General features: G+C 58.0%; 12 protein-coding genes and 2 pseudogenes. 6 read left to right on the top strand and 8 right to left on the bottom strand.

Annotated elements, in window-relative coordinates; genetic code table 11:
- The first annotated feature begins 231 nt into the window (after positions 1–231).
- The 4 genes from AAHK21_RS02150 to AAHK21_RS02135 are packed head-to-tail and all read left to right on the top strand — an operon-like array spanning position 232 to position 5,762.
- A complete protein-coding gene (locus AAHK21_RS02150) occupies positions 232–1,332 on the top strand; it encodes a hypothetical protein (protein WP_367856247.1) in 1,101 nt (366 codons plus the stop codon).
- A complete protein-coding gene (locus AAHK21_RS02145; protein ID WP_367856246.1) occupies positions 1,329–1,868 on the top strand; it encodes a hypothetical protein in 540 nt (179 codons plus the stop codon). The genes AAHK21_RS02150 and AAHK21_RS02145 overlap by 4 nt, the downstream gene beginning before the upstream one ends.
- Before the next feature lie 9 nt (positions 1,869–1,877).
- Complete coding sequence (locus AAHK21_RS02140; protein WP_367856245.1) at positions 1,878–2,318, top strand: hypothetical protein; 441 nt, start codon at positions 1,878–1,880, stop codon at positions 2,316–2,318.
- A 12-nt stretch (positions 2,319–2,330) separates the two neighbouring features.
- Complete coding sequence (locus tag AAHK21_RS02135; protein WP_367856244.1) at positions 2,331–5,762, top strand: AAA domain-containing protein; 3,432 nt, start codon at positions 2,331–2,333, stop codon at positions 5,760–5,762.
- 53 nt (positions 5,763–5,815) lie between these two features.
- Here the strand turns inward: AAHK21_RS02135 and AAHK21_RS02130 are convergent.
- Positions 5,816–5,920 (bottom strand): annotated as a pseudogene (locus AAHK21_RS02130) (LysR family transcriptional regulator); the annotation flags it as partial.
- Between the two features lie 511 nt (positions 5,921–6,431).
- Here AAHK21_RS02130 and AAHK21_RS02125 point away from each other — a divergent pair.
- Both AAHK21_RS02125 and AAHK21_RS02120 read left to right on the top strand, forming a co-directional pair.
- Positions 6,432–6,827: pseudogene (locus AAHK21_RS02125) on the top strand (TrbI/VirB10 family protein); the annotation flags it as partial.
- A gap of 9 nt (positions 6,828–6,836) precedes the next feature.
- Entirely contained in the window at positions 6,837–7,058 is a 222-nt protein-coding gene (locus AAHK21_RS02120) for a DUF2274 domain-containing protein (protein WP_367858934.1), read from the top strand.
- Positions 7,059–7,180: 122 nt separating this feature from the next.
- Here AAHK21_RS02120 and AAHK21_RS02115 read toward each other — a convergent pair whose 3' ends face one another.
- The 7 genes from AAHK21_RS02115 to AAHK21_RS02085 are packed head-to-tail and all read right to left on the bottom strand — an operon-like array spanning position 7,181 to position 18,867.
- Positions 7,181–7,699, bottom strand: a complete 519-nt coding sequence (locus tag AAHK21_RS02115) for a hypothetical protein (protein WP_367856243.1) — start codon at positions 7,697–7,699, stop codon at positions 7,181–7,183.
- Between the two features lie 3 nt (positions 7,700–7,702).
- The gene (locus AAHK21_RS02110; RefSeq protein WP_226524857.1) at positions 7,703–8,206 is read right to left on the bottom strand and encodes a GIY-YIG nuclease family protein; all 504 of its coding nucleotides are present in this window, start codon (positions 8,204–8,206) and stop codon (positions 7,703–7,705) included.
- Positions 8,207–8,224: 18 nt separating this feature from the next.
- A complete protein-coding gene (locus AAHK21_RS02105) occupies positions 8,225–9,148 on the bottom strand; it encodes a phage exclusion protein Lit family protein (protein WP_367856242.1) in 924 nt (307 codons plus the stop codon).
- Between the two features lie 9 nt (positions 9,149–9,157).
- Positions 9,158–10,591, bottom strand: coding sequence for a hypothetical protein (locus AAHK21_RS02100; protein ID WP_367856241.1), 1,434 nt, complete (start codon positions 10,589–10,591; stop codon positions 9,158–9,160).
- Positions 10,592–10,642: 51 nt separating this feature from the next.
- Positions 10,643–11,167, bottom strand: a complete 525-nt coding sequence (locus AAHK21_RS02095) for a hypothetical protein (protein ID WP_367856240.1) — start codon at positions 11,165–11,167, stop codon at positions 10,643–10,645.
- A 36-nt stretch (positions 11,168–11,203) separates the two neighbouring features.
- The gene (locus AAHK21_RS02090; RefSeq protein WP_367856239.1) at positions 11,204–12,562 is read right to left on the bottom strand and encodes a hypothetical protein; all 1,359 of its coding nucleotides are present in this window, start codon (positions 12,560–12,562) and stop codon (positions 11,204–11,206) included.
- Complete coding sequence (locus AAHK21_RS02085; RefSeq protein WP_367856238.1) at positions 12,559–18,867, bottom strand: AAA domain-containing protein; 6,309 nt, start codon at positions 18,865–18,867, stop codon at positions 12,559–12,561. Before AAHK21_RS02085 ends, AAHK21_RS02090 begins: the two co-directional genes overlap by 4 nt.
- Positions 18,868–18,869: the final 2 nt, after the last annotated feature.

The raw sequence follows: 18,869 nt of genomic DNA, 5'->3' as shown, positions 1-18,869 counted from the left end.
CCCTGACACGGTGAAAAAAACGCCACAGATCATCGCCAAACACAGGGTGTACGATATAGCATGGGGCCACCATCGAGAAGCCTGCGATGGTCCGCGAAGGCTGTCACGCGTCATTGGGGCATACCTGATGTCCACGGCTTCAGGAATGGCTTGTTTCAAGCAATAACCTGGAGCCCGCTCGTGCCGAGCCGTTGGGCTTTTGGAGAATCTTGACTTCAATGGACTGTGACCTTGATTCAAATCGACAAACCCGTAACCTTTCTGCTGCCATTTGATCGGTACAGGCTGACGCTCTCACACCGGCTGCTGGACAGCATGGGCGGTGTATCGCGTTTTTTGCTCAGAGCCATCGAACAGGGGCTGTCGCTCGCCGCACTGATAGAGGTAACGGCGCTTAGTGGGAGCGTGCTGCTTAATCAGCTGGCATACCTGCAGGCCCACCGGTATGTGCAAATAGATGAGGGTGAAAATGGCCCGTTGCTGTGGCTGACGTCGCGGGGCAGCTCTATCGTGCAAGTGGAGCACTTGCTTGAGGATTTCAGCGTCACAGTCTGGCTGGACGCTTTCACCCTTTCGCGTCACGCGGCGCACTTTGTAATGTTCGACTACGGCACGACACCCCCACAGACATTACCTGCGAATGACGCCCCATCGACCGTTGTCACTCATGTACCCCGTCGAACAGGTCGGGCAGGACGCTCAAGGCTTTTTGATGATGCCAACCGCCTCAGAGGGCTGTTGGAGCAAGACGGTCTGAAGCAGTTGCTCGAGTATTGCTGGGGAGCCGATTGCGAGTTGATAACGAGCGAGCTCGAACACTGGGCGTTCGAGCTGGGCATGGATGAAGGTGAGCAAGCCGAGCTGCTGGTGCCGATCGAGTACGCGGCCGGGGAACTGCAATTGCGCCTGAAGACATCCAATCATCATGGCACGTCGGATGCACTGCCGTCGCTGACCTTGCCCGTGGTCGAAATTGCTCATGTGTTCAAGCCAATAGCGAATTTCCCGTGGACGGTCGAGCTACCGTCCACGCGGGTTCAGCGGCTTGAATTGGTCAGTTCGGGCACCTTGAACCATTTCACCACGGCTGCCGTTGTGGAGAGCGAGGACGCCAGACATGCCAGGCTACCCATGTGTCTTGGTGACGGCCTGCCAAGTGAACTTGATTCATTGACCGTTGCGCCTGGACTCTGCGTAGAAACCAACGCCAGAATCCTGCAGCTTTTGTGCTCAGTGGATGAGGTGCAGTTGGCTCGTCATCTACAGCGCACCCCTGACGCGTTCACTCTGTCCCACAACCTCATGACCCAAGAAGCGGCGGAATTAGCGTGATTACTGTCAACGTGTTCGCGACCTTGTTTGACTGGGACGACAAAACCACGGAACGGGTCAAACGTACCAGTGGCGTCAGCCGCACCCTGTATACAATGGCGCGCACGGGTAAAGCCGCCAGTCCGTTGATTTTCGTCGAGGCGGGGCTGGCATTTCTGGATGCTTTGGGGGCTTACGCTGATTATCGCCAAGCCAAAAGCAAAACACAGGCACTGGAGGCCGAAGGTGAAGCTCTTCGCCGTGAGCTCAAGGAACTTGAGAAGCAATTTCGCTTACAGGCCAAGGAGCGTGACCTGAAGTTCAGTGCGCAAATGAGCGCGTTGCGCAACCAGTTGGAGGGTCGTGACGTAGCGCTGCACATCGGAGTGACGAACCTGGAGAACCTGGGACGGCATATCAAGCGTCTGGGTGATCACGTGTCTCGGGAGCGTTTGGCGGTGACACCCAATTGCGTGCCATTGTTGAAGCTGGAGCGCACCTATTATCAGTTGGTTGATGCGCAGCTCAGTGCAGCGCTTTCGCTGTTGGACGAGTGAGGATCCATCATGAAAAAGGCAAAACCGCAAAAGACGAACACTGCCGAAAAGGCAGGCGATAGCGAGAAGGTCACAATGAAAAAACTCGACCAGATGGCCGATATCGCCAAAGCCGCCATTTCTGTGACCGGCAAACTCGCCGATTGGGGCAAACAGACCTCGATAACCAAAGCTTCCATTGAAGCTAGCAAGGCGCGCGTCAGGGCTGCCGAAGAGAAGACCAAGCAGGTGACCTGGAACGCCGTACAAAAGATGTCTGAAACTGACCGCCTGCGTCAGAAAGACGCCAACGAGCACGATCAGGCAATGGCCCGGCTCCAGATGGAGCATGAACAGATGATGACGCTCGACCGTGAACGGGAGCGTGTTCTCGACAAAATTCTTGAAGAGCCAGCCTCCCTGGACCAACTGGCGCACAGCTACCGAGCGCTCATTCCGCTCAAGCCTTGAGATCTGCGACCTATGTACCAATTTGTTGCTGCGGGGTTGTTCGTTCTGGGTGCGAGTGCCGTTGCCTGGTTTCTGGATCGTGAAACCGATGAAGAACGTGAGCTCCATGAAGAACTGAAGCAGCGCAATGCCCGGACGCGAAGTGATTTTCAGGCCACCAGCTGGGCAAACGCCATGGAGCAAGCTCGCGCCCACGAAAGTGCTGCGCTGCGGTACAAGGCCGAGAACCAGGATTATTGCAAAAAGTTTCGGGCGCGTCTGCAAGGCACGGCCCAGGAGTTCGACATTCTGGCGCAACGGCTGGCCAAGGATTTGTCGGACGTATCAATCAGCCCCTACAGACGCAACGCACTGCGCCTGCTCAATGGGCGCCTGCAAGATACGCAGAATCGTCTGGCGGGCTTTTTCGCATACTGCGAATGGTATCTGCAGACATTAGACAAACTCGCTCAAAAGCAACAGTTCACTGAACTGATGAACATGGCACAGCCACAATCCCGATTACCTGACGACTGGTTTTACGGCGGCAAGGTCGTTCTGGCATCGATCTCAGAGATTGATAATGCATTCAACGCCTATGGGCAAAAGCTCGAACTGCGCGCGGAGAAGCAGGCCAACGTTTGGACCGATACGCAACAGCGCGCACTGATGATGCAGTACCCCGATCAGGATGCGGTGCCGGTGCAGATGTCAGGGAACTTCAAACGGCCGAATTTCTTCAAAGCCTGCGTTTTTCGGGGGGCATTGCACGCGGAACACATACTGGACAGTGTGCCGTGCACGGCTTTCATTGAAAGAGCGCAGACATCGCCACAATATGGCGACGGCTACCTCGTGCGTTGTTATCCAGGTTTCTGTTCTGTCGACAAGCAGCAGTCTGCAAACGGCGGTGTCGTCGCATTCTTGCCACGCAGCGAGTCGAGCTTCCCCGGAAAGAATTACCCGCGTGGTGATCGTATTGAAGTGTACGTTCATTACTACGACTTACTGCTGAGCAAAGGCCAAGTGACGGTCACTCAGCACCCGGAGTCGCTTCGCTACGGCGAACAGAGTGCAGCGCCGGTGTTTATCCACGCTGATCGCGCTGCGTATGATTTTGAGGGGCTGGAACGCGAAAGTGGCGGTGCACAGTGGCAGTTGCGGGGCACGGTTGAGATTGATGGCGAACTCATCGTCTCCCTGCAACTTGGGGCATGGCTGATCGAGGCCAAAGCCAGCTTCAAGGACTCTCAGTTGCACATTGTGAATGTGACGCGCACCGGTTTCGATAGCGTTGAGCTGGACGCTTTGCCTTGCCCGGTGCGGTTGATTGACGTGAGATTCAAAGACAGCGTCTTCTGCGACGTCCTGCAGTTCGAAGCCTTCGTGACCTTTTGTCGTCAGCAGTCATTTTTCGCCGGCGACAGTCAGGCACGCAAGCAGGCTGGGCAGTTCTTCGAGCGTTGGAATGCAGTTACAGATTATCTGTTGGCTGAAACAGGGCATGCTGTATTTAAGTTGAGTGATGTCACTGAAATGGAAGAGCGAACGCTGGAGTGTTCCTGCAGTTCGAATCTTGTCGATGGCCTGCAGAAATTGATTGAAAAGGCTCGTAGTACGCCGCGGTTGTTCGTGGAGCAGCTGTGTCTGAGTGCCGATGGTGAAGAACGCTGGTTGCAGGTCGCCGAGTTGCATGGGGTGCCAGAGGCCCGAGTTGCAAAACGTTACGAAATCTTCCATAAAGGAATGAAGCGCCCAGGCCCCGATAGCGGTTACGTTGATGTGCAGCCGTCGCAATACAGAATACGTTTTCCCAACCGGGGCGAGCTGGCGAATCTGGGTCGGCAGAAGATCGCGCTTCAGGGGTTCCTGGGTGGGCGCCTGATTAATCGAAACCTGCAGCAAATTCTGCTGATGCCTGCCCGATATGTTCCACAACCCGACCCATTCTGGAATGAACGGGTCAATAGTGGCCTGAACTGGCGGGATCCCAATTGGCAGGGGGCTGACAGAGCGAAGGCCGCAAAAAAGGTAATCGAGGCGGCGCTCGTTGAATCCAATTTGTATCTGATACAAGGGCCTCCGGGTACAGGCAAGACCACCTGCATCGTCGAGTTGTTGCACCAGTTGTTCTGCGCCAGACCAGACTCCAGGGTTCTGGTAGTTTCGCAACAGAACACTGCGGTGGATAACGCTCTCGATCGCTTCCTTGAGCAGTTCCCGGGTTTCAGCTCTAACGTATTGCGCATTGGCAACGATGTAGAAAAGGTGCAAGTGGAAGTTCGGCCACGCATGACCGAAAACGTTTTGATGGAGTACCTACGCGAGCGTCAGCAGGATTACAGTTTGGCGAGCCTCGAGAACCCCGAAAAAGCCGATTGGATCGAAGCCTGGATGGACCTTATCTATCATCCTTCAGACCAGGGACGTTCACAGTTCGATGATGAACTGGCTGAGCTTATTGTCCAGGACCACGGCCTCATCGGTGCTACCTGCGTAGGATTGTCATCGCGACGTTACGGTATGGATCGACTTGCATTCGACATCTGCATCGTCGACGAAGGAGGCAGGGCAACGGTTCCCGAACTCTTGATTCCACTTATGCGCAGCCGTAAAGCAATCATTATCGGGGATCATTTCCAGCTCCCCCCGAGTATCGGCCGCGCATTGCAAGAGGCCGAGGCAAAGACGGTCTTGCCGTTTCTTGAGGAAACATTTCTCAAGACCAGCTTTTTCGAGCAGCTTTATGAAAACCTGCCAGCGGCCTGTTCCGGCAGACTTGTGGAACAGTTTCGCATGGTCGAACCCATCGGCGATCTGGTAGCGGACCTGTTCTACACCGCCAATGACGTAAGGGGGCTGCACAACGGCAAGGTGCACGAACGTAAGGATTTTCTCGACGGAGAACACTGCATGCGCTGGGTGGACGTCCCTCATGGCAAGGAAGAAAACGAAGGCACCAGCCTGTTTAATGAGGCGGAGTCCAAAGCGATAGTCGATTTCCTGAAAGCGTCGGCGCATAAACTGGCATCGCGCCGAGCGGAAGGCACCCATAGCCTTACGACTAAATCCGTGGCGATCATCACACCCTATGGAGCCCAGAAACGCGTAATCAATAAAGATTTCGCAGCGCTTAGAAAGAGCTTGCCGCTTATCGACGACGTGTTTGAGGTAAAGATCGATACGGTGGACAGTTTCCAGGGAAGCGAAGCGGATATCGTTTTGTATTCAACTGTTCGTACTCAGGGTGGCATCCGCTTTTTGCTCGACCGTCAGCGTTTGAATGTGGCGTGCTCACGAGCGCGGGAAAACCTCACATTCTTTGGACACGCCCAATTTCTGCTCAGGCAGGAGCGCGGCAAGAATGCACTGTTTAGCCTGATCATCAAACGCAGCGCTCGAGCCACGGCTTCGAATCCTTTTCAGGCGAATACTAACAAGAGCAAGGTGCCATTGAGTAGTTAGAGTTTCCTGATGCAGTAGCTGGACTGGACGGACCTGCTTTCGGGTTGCTCCGGTCGCTTGGCAAAAGCGGCCCCTGCGTCGGTCGGCGACACCGTCCTGCTTGTCCGATTCAACAGCCGAACCCTGAGCCGACTGTCCAGATTGCGGACGGTATGAGTAGCGACGCCTAGAGACTGTCCGGATCCCCAAAGAACATTTTGACTTGGCTCTAGTACGCTGGTTTTGCAGAGAAATGTTTAAGCTATGCCCCCAATTTTGCCCCCAGTCGCCGCGAGTGAGCGGGCGATTTGGCTTGGCGATTTCTGACGCGGAGCAGGGTGGACTTCCACGGTTTTCAGTGTACGCCAGTCGGCTTGTTCTGAGCATGCCTGATGATTGGTTGCCCAGGGCAGGGCATCAAGCGCACTTTAGGACCGTACAGCGTCCTTGCGCATCTATCATTTTCAACTTGATCGCTGCTCGGCAAACCCAGGCGGCTGGTCTGCGTGAGCCGTAGCTAGGCGCGCTGTGCGTCGCGCTCGTGACAGTGATAGCACCGGCTACGAATGCCCCGACAGTCATGCCGGTTGGTGGGAATGAATCAGGCCATGCTCGGACTCCGGCTCGTCACGCGGATGGCCACGGCCTTGGTGATCGTGCCTTCTGACTTGCTACATTCCGAGTTGGTCGAGCCGCGTGCAGATGGTATGGAGTCGCATCATTTTGCCGGACACTTCTTCGCTCGCGCTTGACAACCTAGCGGGCACTGATCCGGCTGGTTACGCTGGCCTTGAGGATGGTGTCGATTGCCACTGGGATCGTATCTTTGCAGGTGCCGCGTTGACGACATTGCCGGGTGTTGGCGCGGAGTTGGCCGCACTGGAGAATCGCCAAAACGGTGATCGCGTCATCGTCGCAGGGCGTGACAGCATGCAGTACAGCGTGAATGAGGTCGGGCAGGAGATGACCCGACGCAACCTCAGCATCCAGCCAACGCTTACTGAGCGTCCCGGATTGCCGGTCCGCGTCATCGTCAATCGCGATCTGATTCTGAGGCCGTATCAGCTTCTGTTCTTCGATCGGGGGGATATCAAGATGACCACGTCGCGCAAGCTGCGGCTGGGGCCGCTCCCCAAGACCGAGAGCGTCAAGCTGACCATCATGTGCCCAGCGAGATTGAAAGCCGACTTGGACCGCTATGCGGTATTACACGGTCAAGCGTATGGCGAGACCGTCGATGCGGCGACTCTCATTCCGTACATGCTGGAGACCTTTATGGTAGGGGACAGGGGGTTTAAGAAGGGCGACCCGAAATAGCCGCGTAGGACACACTAGGCTTACGGTTCCCCATTGCGCATTCGGGGATTCTGAAGCCTGGATCGAGCGCGGGGGACCGGTTCAACTTGGCTAGGGAACGGTCTTCAAGGGCGGCTGGACTGTTAGCCGAGCCGGCCATGGCGTTCGAGTATTCGCATCAAAACGCTGTTCGCATGACTGAAGTTCTCGCGCTGATCGCGAAGCTCATAGGCCCATTTTTCACCGTGGAAGAGATTGTTGCGTAGGCGCCAGACGATCATCAGGAGAGCTAACATTCGGTCGCGTGGGGTGTCGTTCACCCCTTCAACAACCTCCTGAACGAGACTAAGGTGGTCTGAGGGCCGGAGTTTCAGGTGAGGGAAATGGTGAGTCAATTCACCATCGGCATAGTAACGATTCCGAAAATAGGCAAGCTCCCCCTCGTAGAGCTCAGCTTCTAGCGTTCCGTCCAAAGTCCAGGCATCTATTCGATCGCGGATGCGATCAGTCCGGGCGTGGTTCTCCATGATCTGTGCCTCGAAAAGACTCCAAAGAAAGGCGAAGTCGAATATGACGCGGCGATCAAGATCTGGTAGGCGCCGAAAGCCGGGGGCTCGGGCTTCAAGCCATTGTTCACTTGCACTAAGTTCCTTGTCAGTCATGGCTCAGTCGTCCAAGTCTTCGTTGCGTGGGTCCAAGTCCGAAAAGTCCGTTAGCGTGTCGCAGTTCAGACAGTGGTACATCTGTGATGCATCTTGAAAGTGCATGCCGCACAGGCAGCCGCAGTAGGGGCAGCATTCATAGATCTCAAGGTCGCCCCATTCCCATACCCCAAGATACTCCGGCACAGCGTCACGGTCATAGCCAATGACTTGGAACGCATCAGCATTCTTGGCGACAAATCCGTCTAGGCCAGCGCGCATGAGAATGGGCAAGATCTCTGCAGGCTCTATTGCGAACCACTCGCCGCGCACATGGGTCGACTCGAAGTGCTGATGAAGCTGGCGTTCAAGCTGAAAGGCATCGGCTACTTCGATCCATCCGAGCAGTTTCAGGTCAAGAGGGTTACCGGTCTGGAGATTGCGCTTACGCTCCTCGATGTTCTTCGCCACCCCGATCTTGATAGGAGAGCATCCGTTTTCATCTTCGCCAATGAAATAGACCGGCAAGTTATTTCCCCTAGGCCTTCAACCGAGCCGGTCGAGCAGCATTTCGACCATTTCTTTGTTCGAGTAGGCGACAATGTCGAGCGGAAGATTTTCCTGCCGCATAAGCGCGATTAGGACACAGGCCGTGAAGGCCCAGAATGATGAATCGGCTGGTAGAGTGTAGCCACGGATCATTGCTGTCAGCCGCTCGGTGATCGGTGGATATTCGCTATTGCCCCAACGTGCATAGGGCGGCGTCATCGCATGAACGATGACGGCGGCGAGCGTGATGCCCATCGCACGCTTGTTCTGGACCTGGGCGAAATCGTGTCCGTGTGCCTTCGCATAGGCGGCGAGCTCGCTTGTCATGAAAGTTCGGGCATATGTGTCGCAGGCGATTTCCTCTTCAGGTCGCGTAGAGGGCGCGCGGTTATCGGCGCAGAACATGACGTGCTGGAATTCGTGTAGCAGGGCGAAGGCCAAGGCGAGCGCAACAAGGTCGAATGCCGCCATGTGCTGAATGTTGCCCAGGCCATCACGGTCGGCGCTCGGCAGGGGGATGTCCACCGGCCAGGATACGTCTGAGGTCTGTTCGGCTGTGATGAGCGACTGGGCGGCGGCGATGCGCTGCTTGTAGTCGAATTCATATTGGCCGCGTTCTTCATCGACGCTGAGGGCTTGGTCGAGAGGTAACCCACTGGATGTCGCGACAACTAAGGCTGGTGCGTACACTTCGATCGCCCGCCACGAGCTGAAGCCAAGCAGCCAGAACAAGTCGATCGTCTTAGTGTCGAACTGGATACGTTTCCCGTTGGCATTCATTGTCACGCCCTTTCTACTTGGCGCGACCTCGACGGCATGGCCGTATTGGCTCCAAAGACCGCTGATTTCATCGGCTCGCTCGGGCACGGCGCCGCGGAGGAGATGTAGGATGATCGTCCGATCAGATGGTTCATTCGTCATTGTCGTTGTCTATTCTGTGCTCGTGGGGGCAGGTGGTTGGCGACGGTCACGCGGCTTGCTCGTCACAGCGGGTTTGCCGTCCATCTGTAGATGAGTGATCGATGAGATGACTGAGTTTGCCCAAATCGTGCTGCATTCGATGTCGCCATCGCGTTCAAACCAGTGGGTCGCGCCGGGGATGAGATCAAACGGGATGGGATGTGTTGCCAATGGGTTGTGAAACACTTCAAGTTCCTGACACCATGCTTCGCCCCACGGCCAGAGTGCTTGGTATTCGGCACTGTCGACGGCAAGGTTGAAATCGATAGGCTCTAATGCGCCCGGAGTTCGGTCGAAGAGAATGCCGCGTCTGATAATCGTCAGCCCGGGCGGTCGCCATCCTGCCAAGAAACCCATGCGGTTGAATTTGGCGAGCGTTGCAGAATTACTGAAGATGACTGCCGAGAGGTGTGCGAAATTTGGGTCGCGGAAGAGCCCAGCAGGAATGCTGTGTTGGCCCGTCAGATTTGCGATCGGCACTCCAATCGCGCGACGATCAGTGCCATCTCCAGTGACTTCCGCGCGTAAGCCGTAAAGGTAGGTGGGAAGAGCCTCGCGGCTCCAAACCATGGAGCCGAAATCATGGAAGTCGGCGATCGCTAAGGCGAACGGCTGTCCTTTTACATGGTCCAGTTCATGATAGTTGCGCTGGAGCTTGCCGCGCAGCGTCTTTGCGAATCGTTCCGCCGGGTTGCCTGTCAGCCGTTCAATGCGATCCTTTGGGGCATGAACCCATTTTCCGATGCCGCCGGCGCGTGAAAGCTCGGAGTTTGCTGTAACTGCCTCAATCCAGCATGCGTTACCTTCCTTCTCGATCAAGAAGTCGGGAGAGACATGGTCTTGTCGGACGTTCAAACCCTGCTCACGAAAGCAGCTGAAAAGGTAGAGCTCGAACAGACGGGACGCGAAGTTGTTGGTTTGAAAATCCGAGACGAAATTGGCGTCGGGGTTGGGAAGCGAGAGGTAGCATTCGCCGACCGCCATGAGCGCCGGCAGATGGTTGATCGTGGTTGTCAGTAGCTGGAACTCTGGAGACGTACCACGCGGCCCCGGTTTCAGCAAATGCGGGCGACGCCGGACTCCTGGCAGCAATGCTTCCGGTGGATCACTGGCACGCATAGCGACGGTGAGTCGGTCTAGTGCAGCCTCGGGTGTGGAGTAGGGCCCGCTTTCATCTACTTTGATCCAACAGTGGTCGATGCGCCGACGCATGGCCAGAGTGGTGAAAGCCCCTTTCGTTGGATCAAGCAGAATGCAGCCGGTTACGCCACCAGTTCCGGCCTGATAGGCACTGAAAATATGTGCGGGGTCGAAATTGGGACCGTGTTCGAGCGACAGGGCATAGAGCTCGAATTGGCGCTGGCTGATTAAGGTGAAAAGTCGAGTTTCGCCGGTTGCGGACATGGTCGGCCTCTTAGCCCTGTATGTAGCAGGTGCGCGAATTCAAGTTCCTCTTCACAAGGACTCCATTGCGGCAAGGATGTCGGTGGACTCCCAGCTGTCGATCTGGCGGATGGTCACGAACTCACGGTCCCAGACGCCCAAATTCACGGTCAATGGTGCCTGTGCCAGAGGATTGTGAACATAGGTGATTGGCCGAACCTGACGCGAGAGATTGCCAAGGCCAACCCGTGACCAGATCACGCCAGAGATATCTGCGAAGCGCTCGTCAAGAAATGCCGAGCGCGGGATCGGATTCCGTTCTCGGTGGATCAAGGGAGAGACGTGAAAGCCTTCTTCGATGACATCGCCTGTATCGCGATCGATAGTGAGGAAAGCATCGCCGATGGAGAACAGCGTCGTCATGATAAGTGGTAAGGGATGTTCGGGGACATAGATGCCGAAGCGGCTGGCGCTGATCGCGACGATGCGAGCGTCTTCCTGGGCGATAACGCCCTGTTCGATATAGCGGCTGATCTTCCTTGCTTTGGTCCAGAATGCCCCGGAGGTCGCGTCTCTGAGTTCCAGGCGGCAGAACATGTTAGCAATCGCTTTCGGTGGTATGGAGTTAGCGGGTCATTTATGAAGTGTCTTTTGCTGACCAGCGATTGTTTCTACGCCCGGCTCGGAGACATTCGTTTCTTTGAGTGGAACCTCACCTACCGAAAGCGCACGTTCGATGAGTAACTCGCTGCCCTTTTCTTTCAATAACGCTTGCAGCCGTTGGAATTCGCCGCACCAGATGGTTTCAATGTCGCGATCCCGCGCCTTGTCGCGATCACTGCTGAGGGCTATGGCGCGAACCTGCAGACGGCCATTATCGGCTTTGCCACCCACTTCCACTCCGTAGCCGGGGGTAGCGGCCTTGCGCAGCACGACCTTGCCGGTTTCTGCCCAGGCAGTCGCCATGCCTTCACGCACTTCGTAGCCGAGGCTGGCCAAGCCGCCGAGCACGGCTTCGCGGCGGGAGAGGGCGGCGCGGCCCTGTAAGTGGGAAGCGATAAGCGTTTTACACTGCTCGATCAGTCCGGTGGTTACCGAGAGGTCGGTGTCGGTTGTACAAGCGCTAACTTGATCGAGCAAGGTCGCGTGTTCGATGCCTGCGTAGGTTTTGGCTTCGCTGGCCAGATCCTGCAGTTGTTCAAGACATTCGCGTCGGCGTCGGAAGTTTCGCGTGGACGCGGCGAGGTCGAGTACCAGGCTATCGAGCAGCAAGTTGCGCCGCTTGGCATCGGTTTCCGTTTCAGCTCTTTCCAGTATCAGGAGGAACGGCGCGGCACGTTCAGCGTCTTGCAACAGTTGCAGCTCCATGATGTGTCGGTCAATGCGTAGCAGCCGTACGTCACGCGTTGCATCCGGTTCCCGGGCCGCAATCCATTCGCGCAGTGAAACCTCGGGTTCGTCGACCTTGAGTTGCTGCGCCAGGGCGCGTTGGGTATCGCTCAAGGTTGGCTCCTCGTCTGCGTTGCTCAAGTGGGCGAAACCCTCGGCCAGCAGACGTTCGGCATCTTCGCGACTGGCACCGCTGGCCATTTGCGAAAGAGACTCCAGCAAGGCCTGATCGGCGCTATCGGGGTTGGCTTGCAAAGCGCCAAGCAGGGTTTCTGCGTTTTCCCGAACGCGTCGGTCGCGTTGGCGTCGCTCGGCGGCACGTATGATCGCGCGTTCTTCGCGGTCCTCCAAGTCACGGCGCAGGTGCTCGATCTCTACTGGCACGGCCTTCTGCAGTTCCGCCAATCGGTCTTCTGCCAGCAGAGCGCGAAGGCGAGCGTGTCGCTCCAGTGAGGCGGAGCGCTCCAGTTCACTGAGCTCACCAAGCCTTGTGGCCTGTGTTTGCCAGCGATCCACGGCGCGCTCCAGGCGTTGCAGGTGGCCTTCACAAATGGCAATGATTTCTTCGCGGGTGACAATGCGAACGACCTTGGGACCACTCATTGGCAGATTTCCGTATCGACTGATGTAGGGCTGGGTTGTAGCGGCTGCTCGACTTGCATGGCGTGTTCGATTGCTTCACGCAGCCGTAAGCGTTCGCTGTCGCCGCTGTGATACCAGGCTTGCGATGACACACGATGGATATGCGGGATGGCGCGGTGCAGCACGGACGGGCGCCAAATTTCCCGGGCGCGGGCACGTTCCAGCAGATTGTGGCAAGGCGCATCGCATTCGATGCCGATTGCGTACAGGCCCGTGCCTGGATTCTCGATGGCGAAGTCGAGACCGAAAGCGTCGCCTTCACTCGCGGGAGCGGCCTGCCATCCCAGGGAATGAATGAATTCACCGACCAGCCTGACAAAACCATCACGTTGCTGACCTTGGTCACGTTGCTGACTGCTGCGGTCGGTCTGCAGGCGCTCCAGCAACTTGGTGCTGTTGCTGAACTCGCCCGAGGAGAGCGCGCGAGCATATTCCAGATAGCCTTGCAGATAGTCCCGCGGGCTGTTGGGGGCACGGTGTGTGTTGAGCATGTCGGAGATATCGGCGATCGGCATCGACGTGATCATAACCACCTTGCGCCGGGCGCGGGTCACCGCCACGTTCAGGCGTCGTTCGCCCCCCGTCTGCCCCAGTACGCCGAAGCTACGGCGGAATGTGCCCTGGCTGTTTCGACCGAAGGTGGAGGAGAAGACGATGATGTCGCGCTCATCCCCCTGCACGTTCTCCACGTTCTTGACGAACACCGACATATCCTCGCCGTCTTCGCTGCGCTCACGCTCCTGGGCGTAGGCGGCGCGGAACAGTTCATCCTGCTCTGCACGCTGCTCCAAGTGCTCCTCGATGAGGTCGGCCTGTTTGCGGTTGAAGGTGACGACACCCACCGAGGGGCGCTGGTCATAGGGGGTCTGCCACAATTGGCTCAAGTACTCGACGACCCGTTCGGCTTCCTGGGTATTACTCTGGTTCTGATACAGCCCGCCAACCTGGATCAGCTCCAACGGCTTGATGCGCTGGATGCTCGCCTGCGGGTGACGGACCGGAACGTTCAGGCGATTGCCATAGAACGAGGCGTTGGAAAAGCCGATCAGTTCACGGTAAGCCGAACGGTAGTGGATCTGCAATGTGGTGCTGGGCAGGACGTTGCGCGCCAGTTGTAGCAGGTCGGGGCAATCCTTGATCTCACGACGGTTCCAAGTGTCTTCGAACGCTTCGCGCTGCTCCTCATCGGCGTCTTCATCAGGTTCGTCGCCGTCGAACACTTCGGCTTCGTCGCTTTCGATGCGACTGGAAAAGAATGCCGTCGGCGGCATTTGCTTCTCATCGCCGCTTACAACGGTGACCTGGCCGCGGAACAGGGTCGGCAGGGCGAACTCAACCGGCATCTGTGAGGCTTCGTCGTAGATGACAGTATCGAACAGGCCTGCCTTGAGCGGCAGTACACGGCTGGCGACGTCCGGGTTCATCAACCACACAGGGCGCACGCTCATCAGGCCTAAGTGACTGCCCAGTTCGATGAATTCGCGCAGGCGCCGTGAGCGTTTGCCAGTCAGGCGAGTAACATCCTCCCATTGTTTGCGATTACCCAGGTGATCAAGGTTGATGGCTTTGGCCAGCAGCTCGCGATTGAGCAACCGCATCTGAGCATCGGCTTGCGCGAGGCTAGCGACTTTGGCGCGGGCTTCCTCCTGGCTGAACAGCAGTTCGGGATTGGCTTGCTCGAAGCGGTGTTTCCAACCCAGTCGAGCTTCGCGGTTAAGCAGGCGCCGCACCGCGGCTTCAAGCTGCTCGGGCGCAATGTTGTCCAACTCTCCCTGGCGTTGGCGCAGCAATGCGAGCAGTTGGAGGTCGGCTGCTGTCAACTGAGCGGCGCGCCCGCGGAAGGTCTGGTACGCGGCCAGGAAAGGCAGAGCTTCATGCAGCCGATCAAGAGACAGTTGATTGCTCAGATTGTGTACAATGGAGTGCTGCAGTTGTTGCGCCAGTTCGTCGCCCAGCCAGTCGCCGAGCACCTTGAGTTGTTCGAGGCTAGATTGGCGAGCGCCATGACGCATCAACGAAGCATCGAGATCGCTGAGCAGCGCCTCGAGATGTTGTTTGTCTCCAGCGAGGGCGGCCTCGTCGGCCTGCCGGGCGCGAGGCGATTGCGCCAACGCCATGGCAAGTGCCTGGATTTCCAGCAGGTGGCGGATATCGCTCTTCACGAAGCTGATCAATTCCAGGCAGGCTTGCTGACCCACAGCTTCCAGTTCCAACGCCTGGTGCAGGGTACTCAGCTCGCTGCGCAATGGTCGCCACTGGCTTTCAAGGCGGATGGCTAGCTGTAGGGTTGGTAGTGCTTCAATAACACGGCTTTCCCCCTGGCCCTGAAGGAAGTTGCGCAGCCGCTTGCGCCGCAGCAGATGTAGCGGGTTGATGTTCGCCAACCAGGACCGGGCTGCCATGACCTTGGTGCAGTCTTGATCCAGATGCCTGAGGGCCTTGTTTTCGAGCAGGCAGAGGGCCGCTGATAAGGCGGGGGCGTAGTGTTCCTGATCCAGTTGGCCGAGTTGCTGATCCAGTTGCTGCAGTTCGCCGAGAATCGACTCGCCCCGAGGGGGGTGGCCCGCTTCACGGCTGCGGAACAGCGGGAGCCATCGGGCAAGGCGCAGACGTTGCTCTTGCTTCAGGTCGAGCAGGGCTGCGACATGGGCCGCTATCCAGTTTCGGTATGGCGCCGGGTCATCGATTTCAAAGCTGGCAGGGTGTGCTTGCAACGTGGCCTGACGGTTGTGTTCGGCTTGGGTGAAACTGTGCAGATTGTCGGTGAAAGCCTGCAAAGTCGCGCGGTCGGCGGCGAACGACTGCAACTGGGCCAATGGACTGCCTTCGTAGCGTGCGGGCAACCATAGGCGAATCAGAGGGGCGCAGCTTTCCTCCAAGTGGGTCAGGCTAGCGAGGTCCAGGGATGCCAGGCGTTGGCGCAGGGCTGGAAACTCGAGCGGGGCTGGGCCGGATTCCAATTCAATCAACTCGCCGAGCAGCCTGCGATAACTGAGGCCGGTATTTTCATCCAGGCGATGCAGGCTTTGGTGGAAGCGGTCGAGCTCACCCTCCAGGGCCTCGATGCGGGCCGCGATCTGTTCACGCTGGCGCTGCCAGCCCTGCACCTGGCTGCCGTTCGTGAACAGACTTTCCAGTTGTTCGCGGATACCGCGTATGACGGGCTCCCGGTCTCGGTTCACGTCATTGACCATGACGATGCGTTGGCCGAGGCCTTCGGCAACCAGGCGTTTGTACACTACCTCCAGCGCCGCATGCTTCTGGCAGACGATGAGCAAGTTGCGCTGACGGCCGATGGCGTCGGCGACCATGTTGACGATGGTCTGGCTCTTGCCGGTTCCGGGTGGCCCCTCGACCAGCAGCCCCGGGCTTTGTCGGGCCTGGATCACGGCCGCTTCCTGGGAGGGGTCGCTGGCCACGGTGAAGTAACGTTGCAGCTCGCCTGGCGGTGCCTCATGCGCGGTTTCGTCGGCGGTCTTGAGGCGCAACGCCGTTTCAAGGCCGGTACCTGCGGACGACAGGGTTTTCAGTTGGCGTAGGTCTTCACCAATGGCTTGCCCCATGAAGGTCACGTGAAACAACACTGCCGCGCAATCCAGCTGGTCCTGGTAGGGCGCGACTTCCACGGTACTGGCGGGTAGGTTGTCAAGGGCGCGTGAGCGAATGGAGGCGAGCATGCCGAAGGCGTCCATCACATCCGTCGCGCGAATTGACGAGCGTCCCAGCAGTTCATCTGCGGTCTTGCGCCAGCGTTTGCAGGTTTCCGCGCCGAGCACGCTTTCAAGCGCGGGGTTGAGCCGCACCTCCTCGCGCTCACTGTCGAACGCCAAAGCGGCGTGACCACGGGAGCCCAGCTCAAGCAGTAGTTTCACTGGCCACAGCAGGAGCGGGATGATCCGCGTACGCGTGGTGCCTCGAGGGTCGCGATTGAGCAGGAAGGGGAAGCCCAGGTACAGGCCGTCGATGCCGGTGTCGCGTTTGTACAGCGCGCTTTGCCGGTACAGGGCATGCAGGCGCGATTCCAGTTGGCCGTTGAGCTGAAAACTCTCTGGGTCGAGGTTCACTGCCCGAGCATTACGTTGCAGCAGGTGATCGAGCAACGCCGCGGCCGGACTGCGCTCGCTGTTCAGTTCATTGATGTCGATCCGTGCAGTGGTCTTGCCAATGCTCATACGTACCAGTGGCCCGCGCATCACTGCGGTCACCACCTTCTTCTCGAAGAAGTCGAGAATCTGTGAGACGTACTGCTGTTTCTGTGGTTCCAGCCAATGACTGGACGGAATTGCCAGCAACACCAGCGCCTGGGCCAACGGCATACGTCGCTCCAGACGGAACTGCTCGGCCCACTCATCCACTAGCGACACGCCACAACGGGCAAAGCCTTGGATGCGCTCATCGACACTGCGGTACAGCTCAAGTCGCGAATGCAACAGCAGTTGGATCGCCGCTTCGGATTCGAACCAACCGACATCGGCAGCCCTGGCCAGCTCGGCGGCAGCCTCTACAATCGAGGCCGCCGAACGGAACTGACTGATCGCAGCGCTGAGCAGCACGATCAGATCTTCTTCGGCGATCACCCTGCGCTCCGACAGTGAGGTCAATCCCGGATGGTCGGTGTCTGGAAACAGGCGTTGGCGCTCTTGCCATTGCGTGGACAGCGTCGCTCGTGAGGTCGATAGCAAGAATATCCGCAGTTGCTCTTCGACCAACTCGATGTGTTGGTGCAGGGCACGCTGGCGTACGTTTTCGGCGCGGGACTTGAGACGCGAGAGCCAGTTTTCGGTCTGCAATTGTTCAAGCAGGTCCGGAACCGACCCGCTGATCAGGCGATAGCCTTCCAGTGGGTGCTTCAGTAGCCATCCTGGTGTGACGATGTCGCCACGATAAATCAACGGGATTTCCGGATTGAGGATTCTCAGTGCCAGCATTAGACGGAAGTCGTCCTCAATCCCTTCGTGCTGAACGACCTGGCGCAAGCCAGCGACCAGGGAAGTCGGGAGCCCGACCTGCTCGGCCCACGTCACGATCACACCGCGTAGCAAATGGTCCAGGGCCTGTTGCCAGTTATCCGCCTGGGCCGCCGCCAGGGCGAATACGCCGGGTTTGTGGAAGCGGCGCTCGCCCAGCATTAGAGTGGCGCCTTCACCTTCGTCCGTTTGCTGGACGGAAGATGCAGGAGCCTCGACCGTAATACCGTTGAGCCAGGCTTCGACCTGCGGCCATTGCCAGCGCTGATGACGGTCGCGTGCCAGCAGACCTCGCAGCAGAAGGTTCAGACGCGGCTCGAGGTCGTCGGGGATCGGTACTCCGTTGGCCAGCACGTGAATAAGAAATGCATTGGCATTGATGCCGTGGAAGCAGGCGCCCTGAGTCAGTTGCTCGAGCAGGATCATGCCCAGGCTCCACCAGTCCGAGGCAGCCGCAACGCCGCCTGCGATGGCTTCGGGTGCCATGTAGCGGCTGGTTTCCAGTGGCGACACGATGTCCAGGTCGAACTCGGATAGGCGTGCCGAGCCGAAGCCGCTGATGACCAAATCCAGCGGTTCGCGGGAACGTACCAGCAGGCTGGCTGGGCGCAGGTCACGATGGCGCAGGCCAGCCTCGTTGAAAGCATGCAGCGCCAGGCCCAGTTCATTGACCACATGGTGCACGCTGTCGCTGTCGCGGATCACGCTGCCGAGGTCTGCCAGGGTCCCGCCGGTGAGTTCTTCAATGACCTCGTAGGCACGGTTATCCCAGCGGCCGGTGGCAATGATTTCGGGTACGTGCTCGCGTGGAAGTCGGCGGATCACATCATAGATCGCTGGGTCCGGTTCGGCGCCGGGTCGATACAGGGTCAGGACCGCCTGCTGCGCGGCTTCCTCGTACTCGGCGAGGTATCGTTCTCGCACACCGTCGGTGCTGCTGATCTGACGGATCAGGCGCCAACCATCGATCAGGGTTTGGGGGATACCCTCTGGTTCGCTGGCGTCTGGCCGGGCGTCGTAGGACGTTGCTTGCGCAGGTGAGCTACCACATTCAAGGCACATCAGGTCGCCATCGACCATCGGGTGCCCATTTTCGCAGAGCAGGTCAGGAGCATTCCCCTGAGTCGTACTGACCGGCGGGAGGGTTTCCTCAGTGGCGATTGCTTGCGGCCGCCATCCGGCGGAATGAATGGGTTCGCCAGCGAGGTCCCAGCCGCAGGGGCGTTCCTGAATGAGCCCTTCGCAGAACATTTCCTCGAGGGCGCGTTCGGTTTTGCAGTTGGGGCAGAAACGTATCATGG

Source organism: Pseudomonas sp. TE50-2, from assembly GCF_040813665.1.
GTDB lineage: Bacteria > Pseudomonadota > Gammaproteobacteria > Pseudomonadales > Pseudomonadaceae > Aquipseudomonas > Aquipseudomonas soli.
This window is presented reverse-complemented; position numbering and strand designations above follow the sequence as displayed.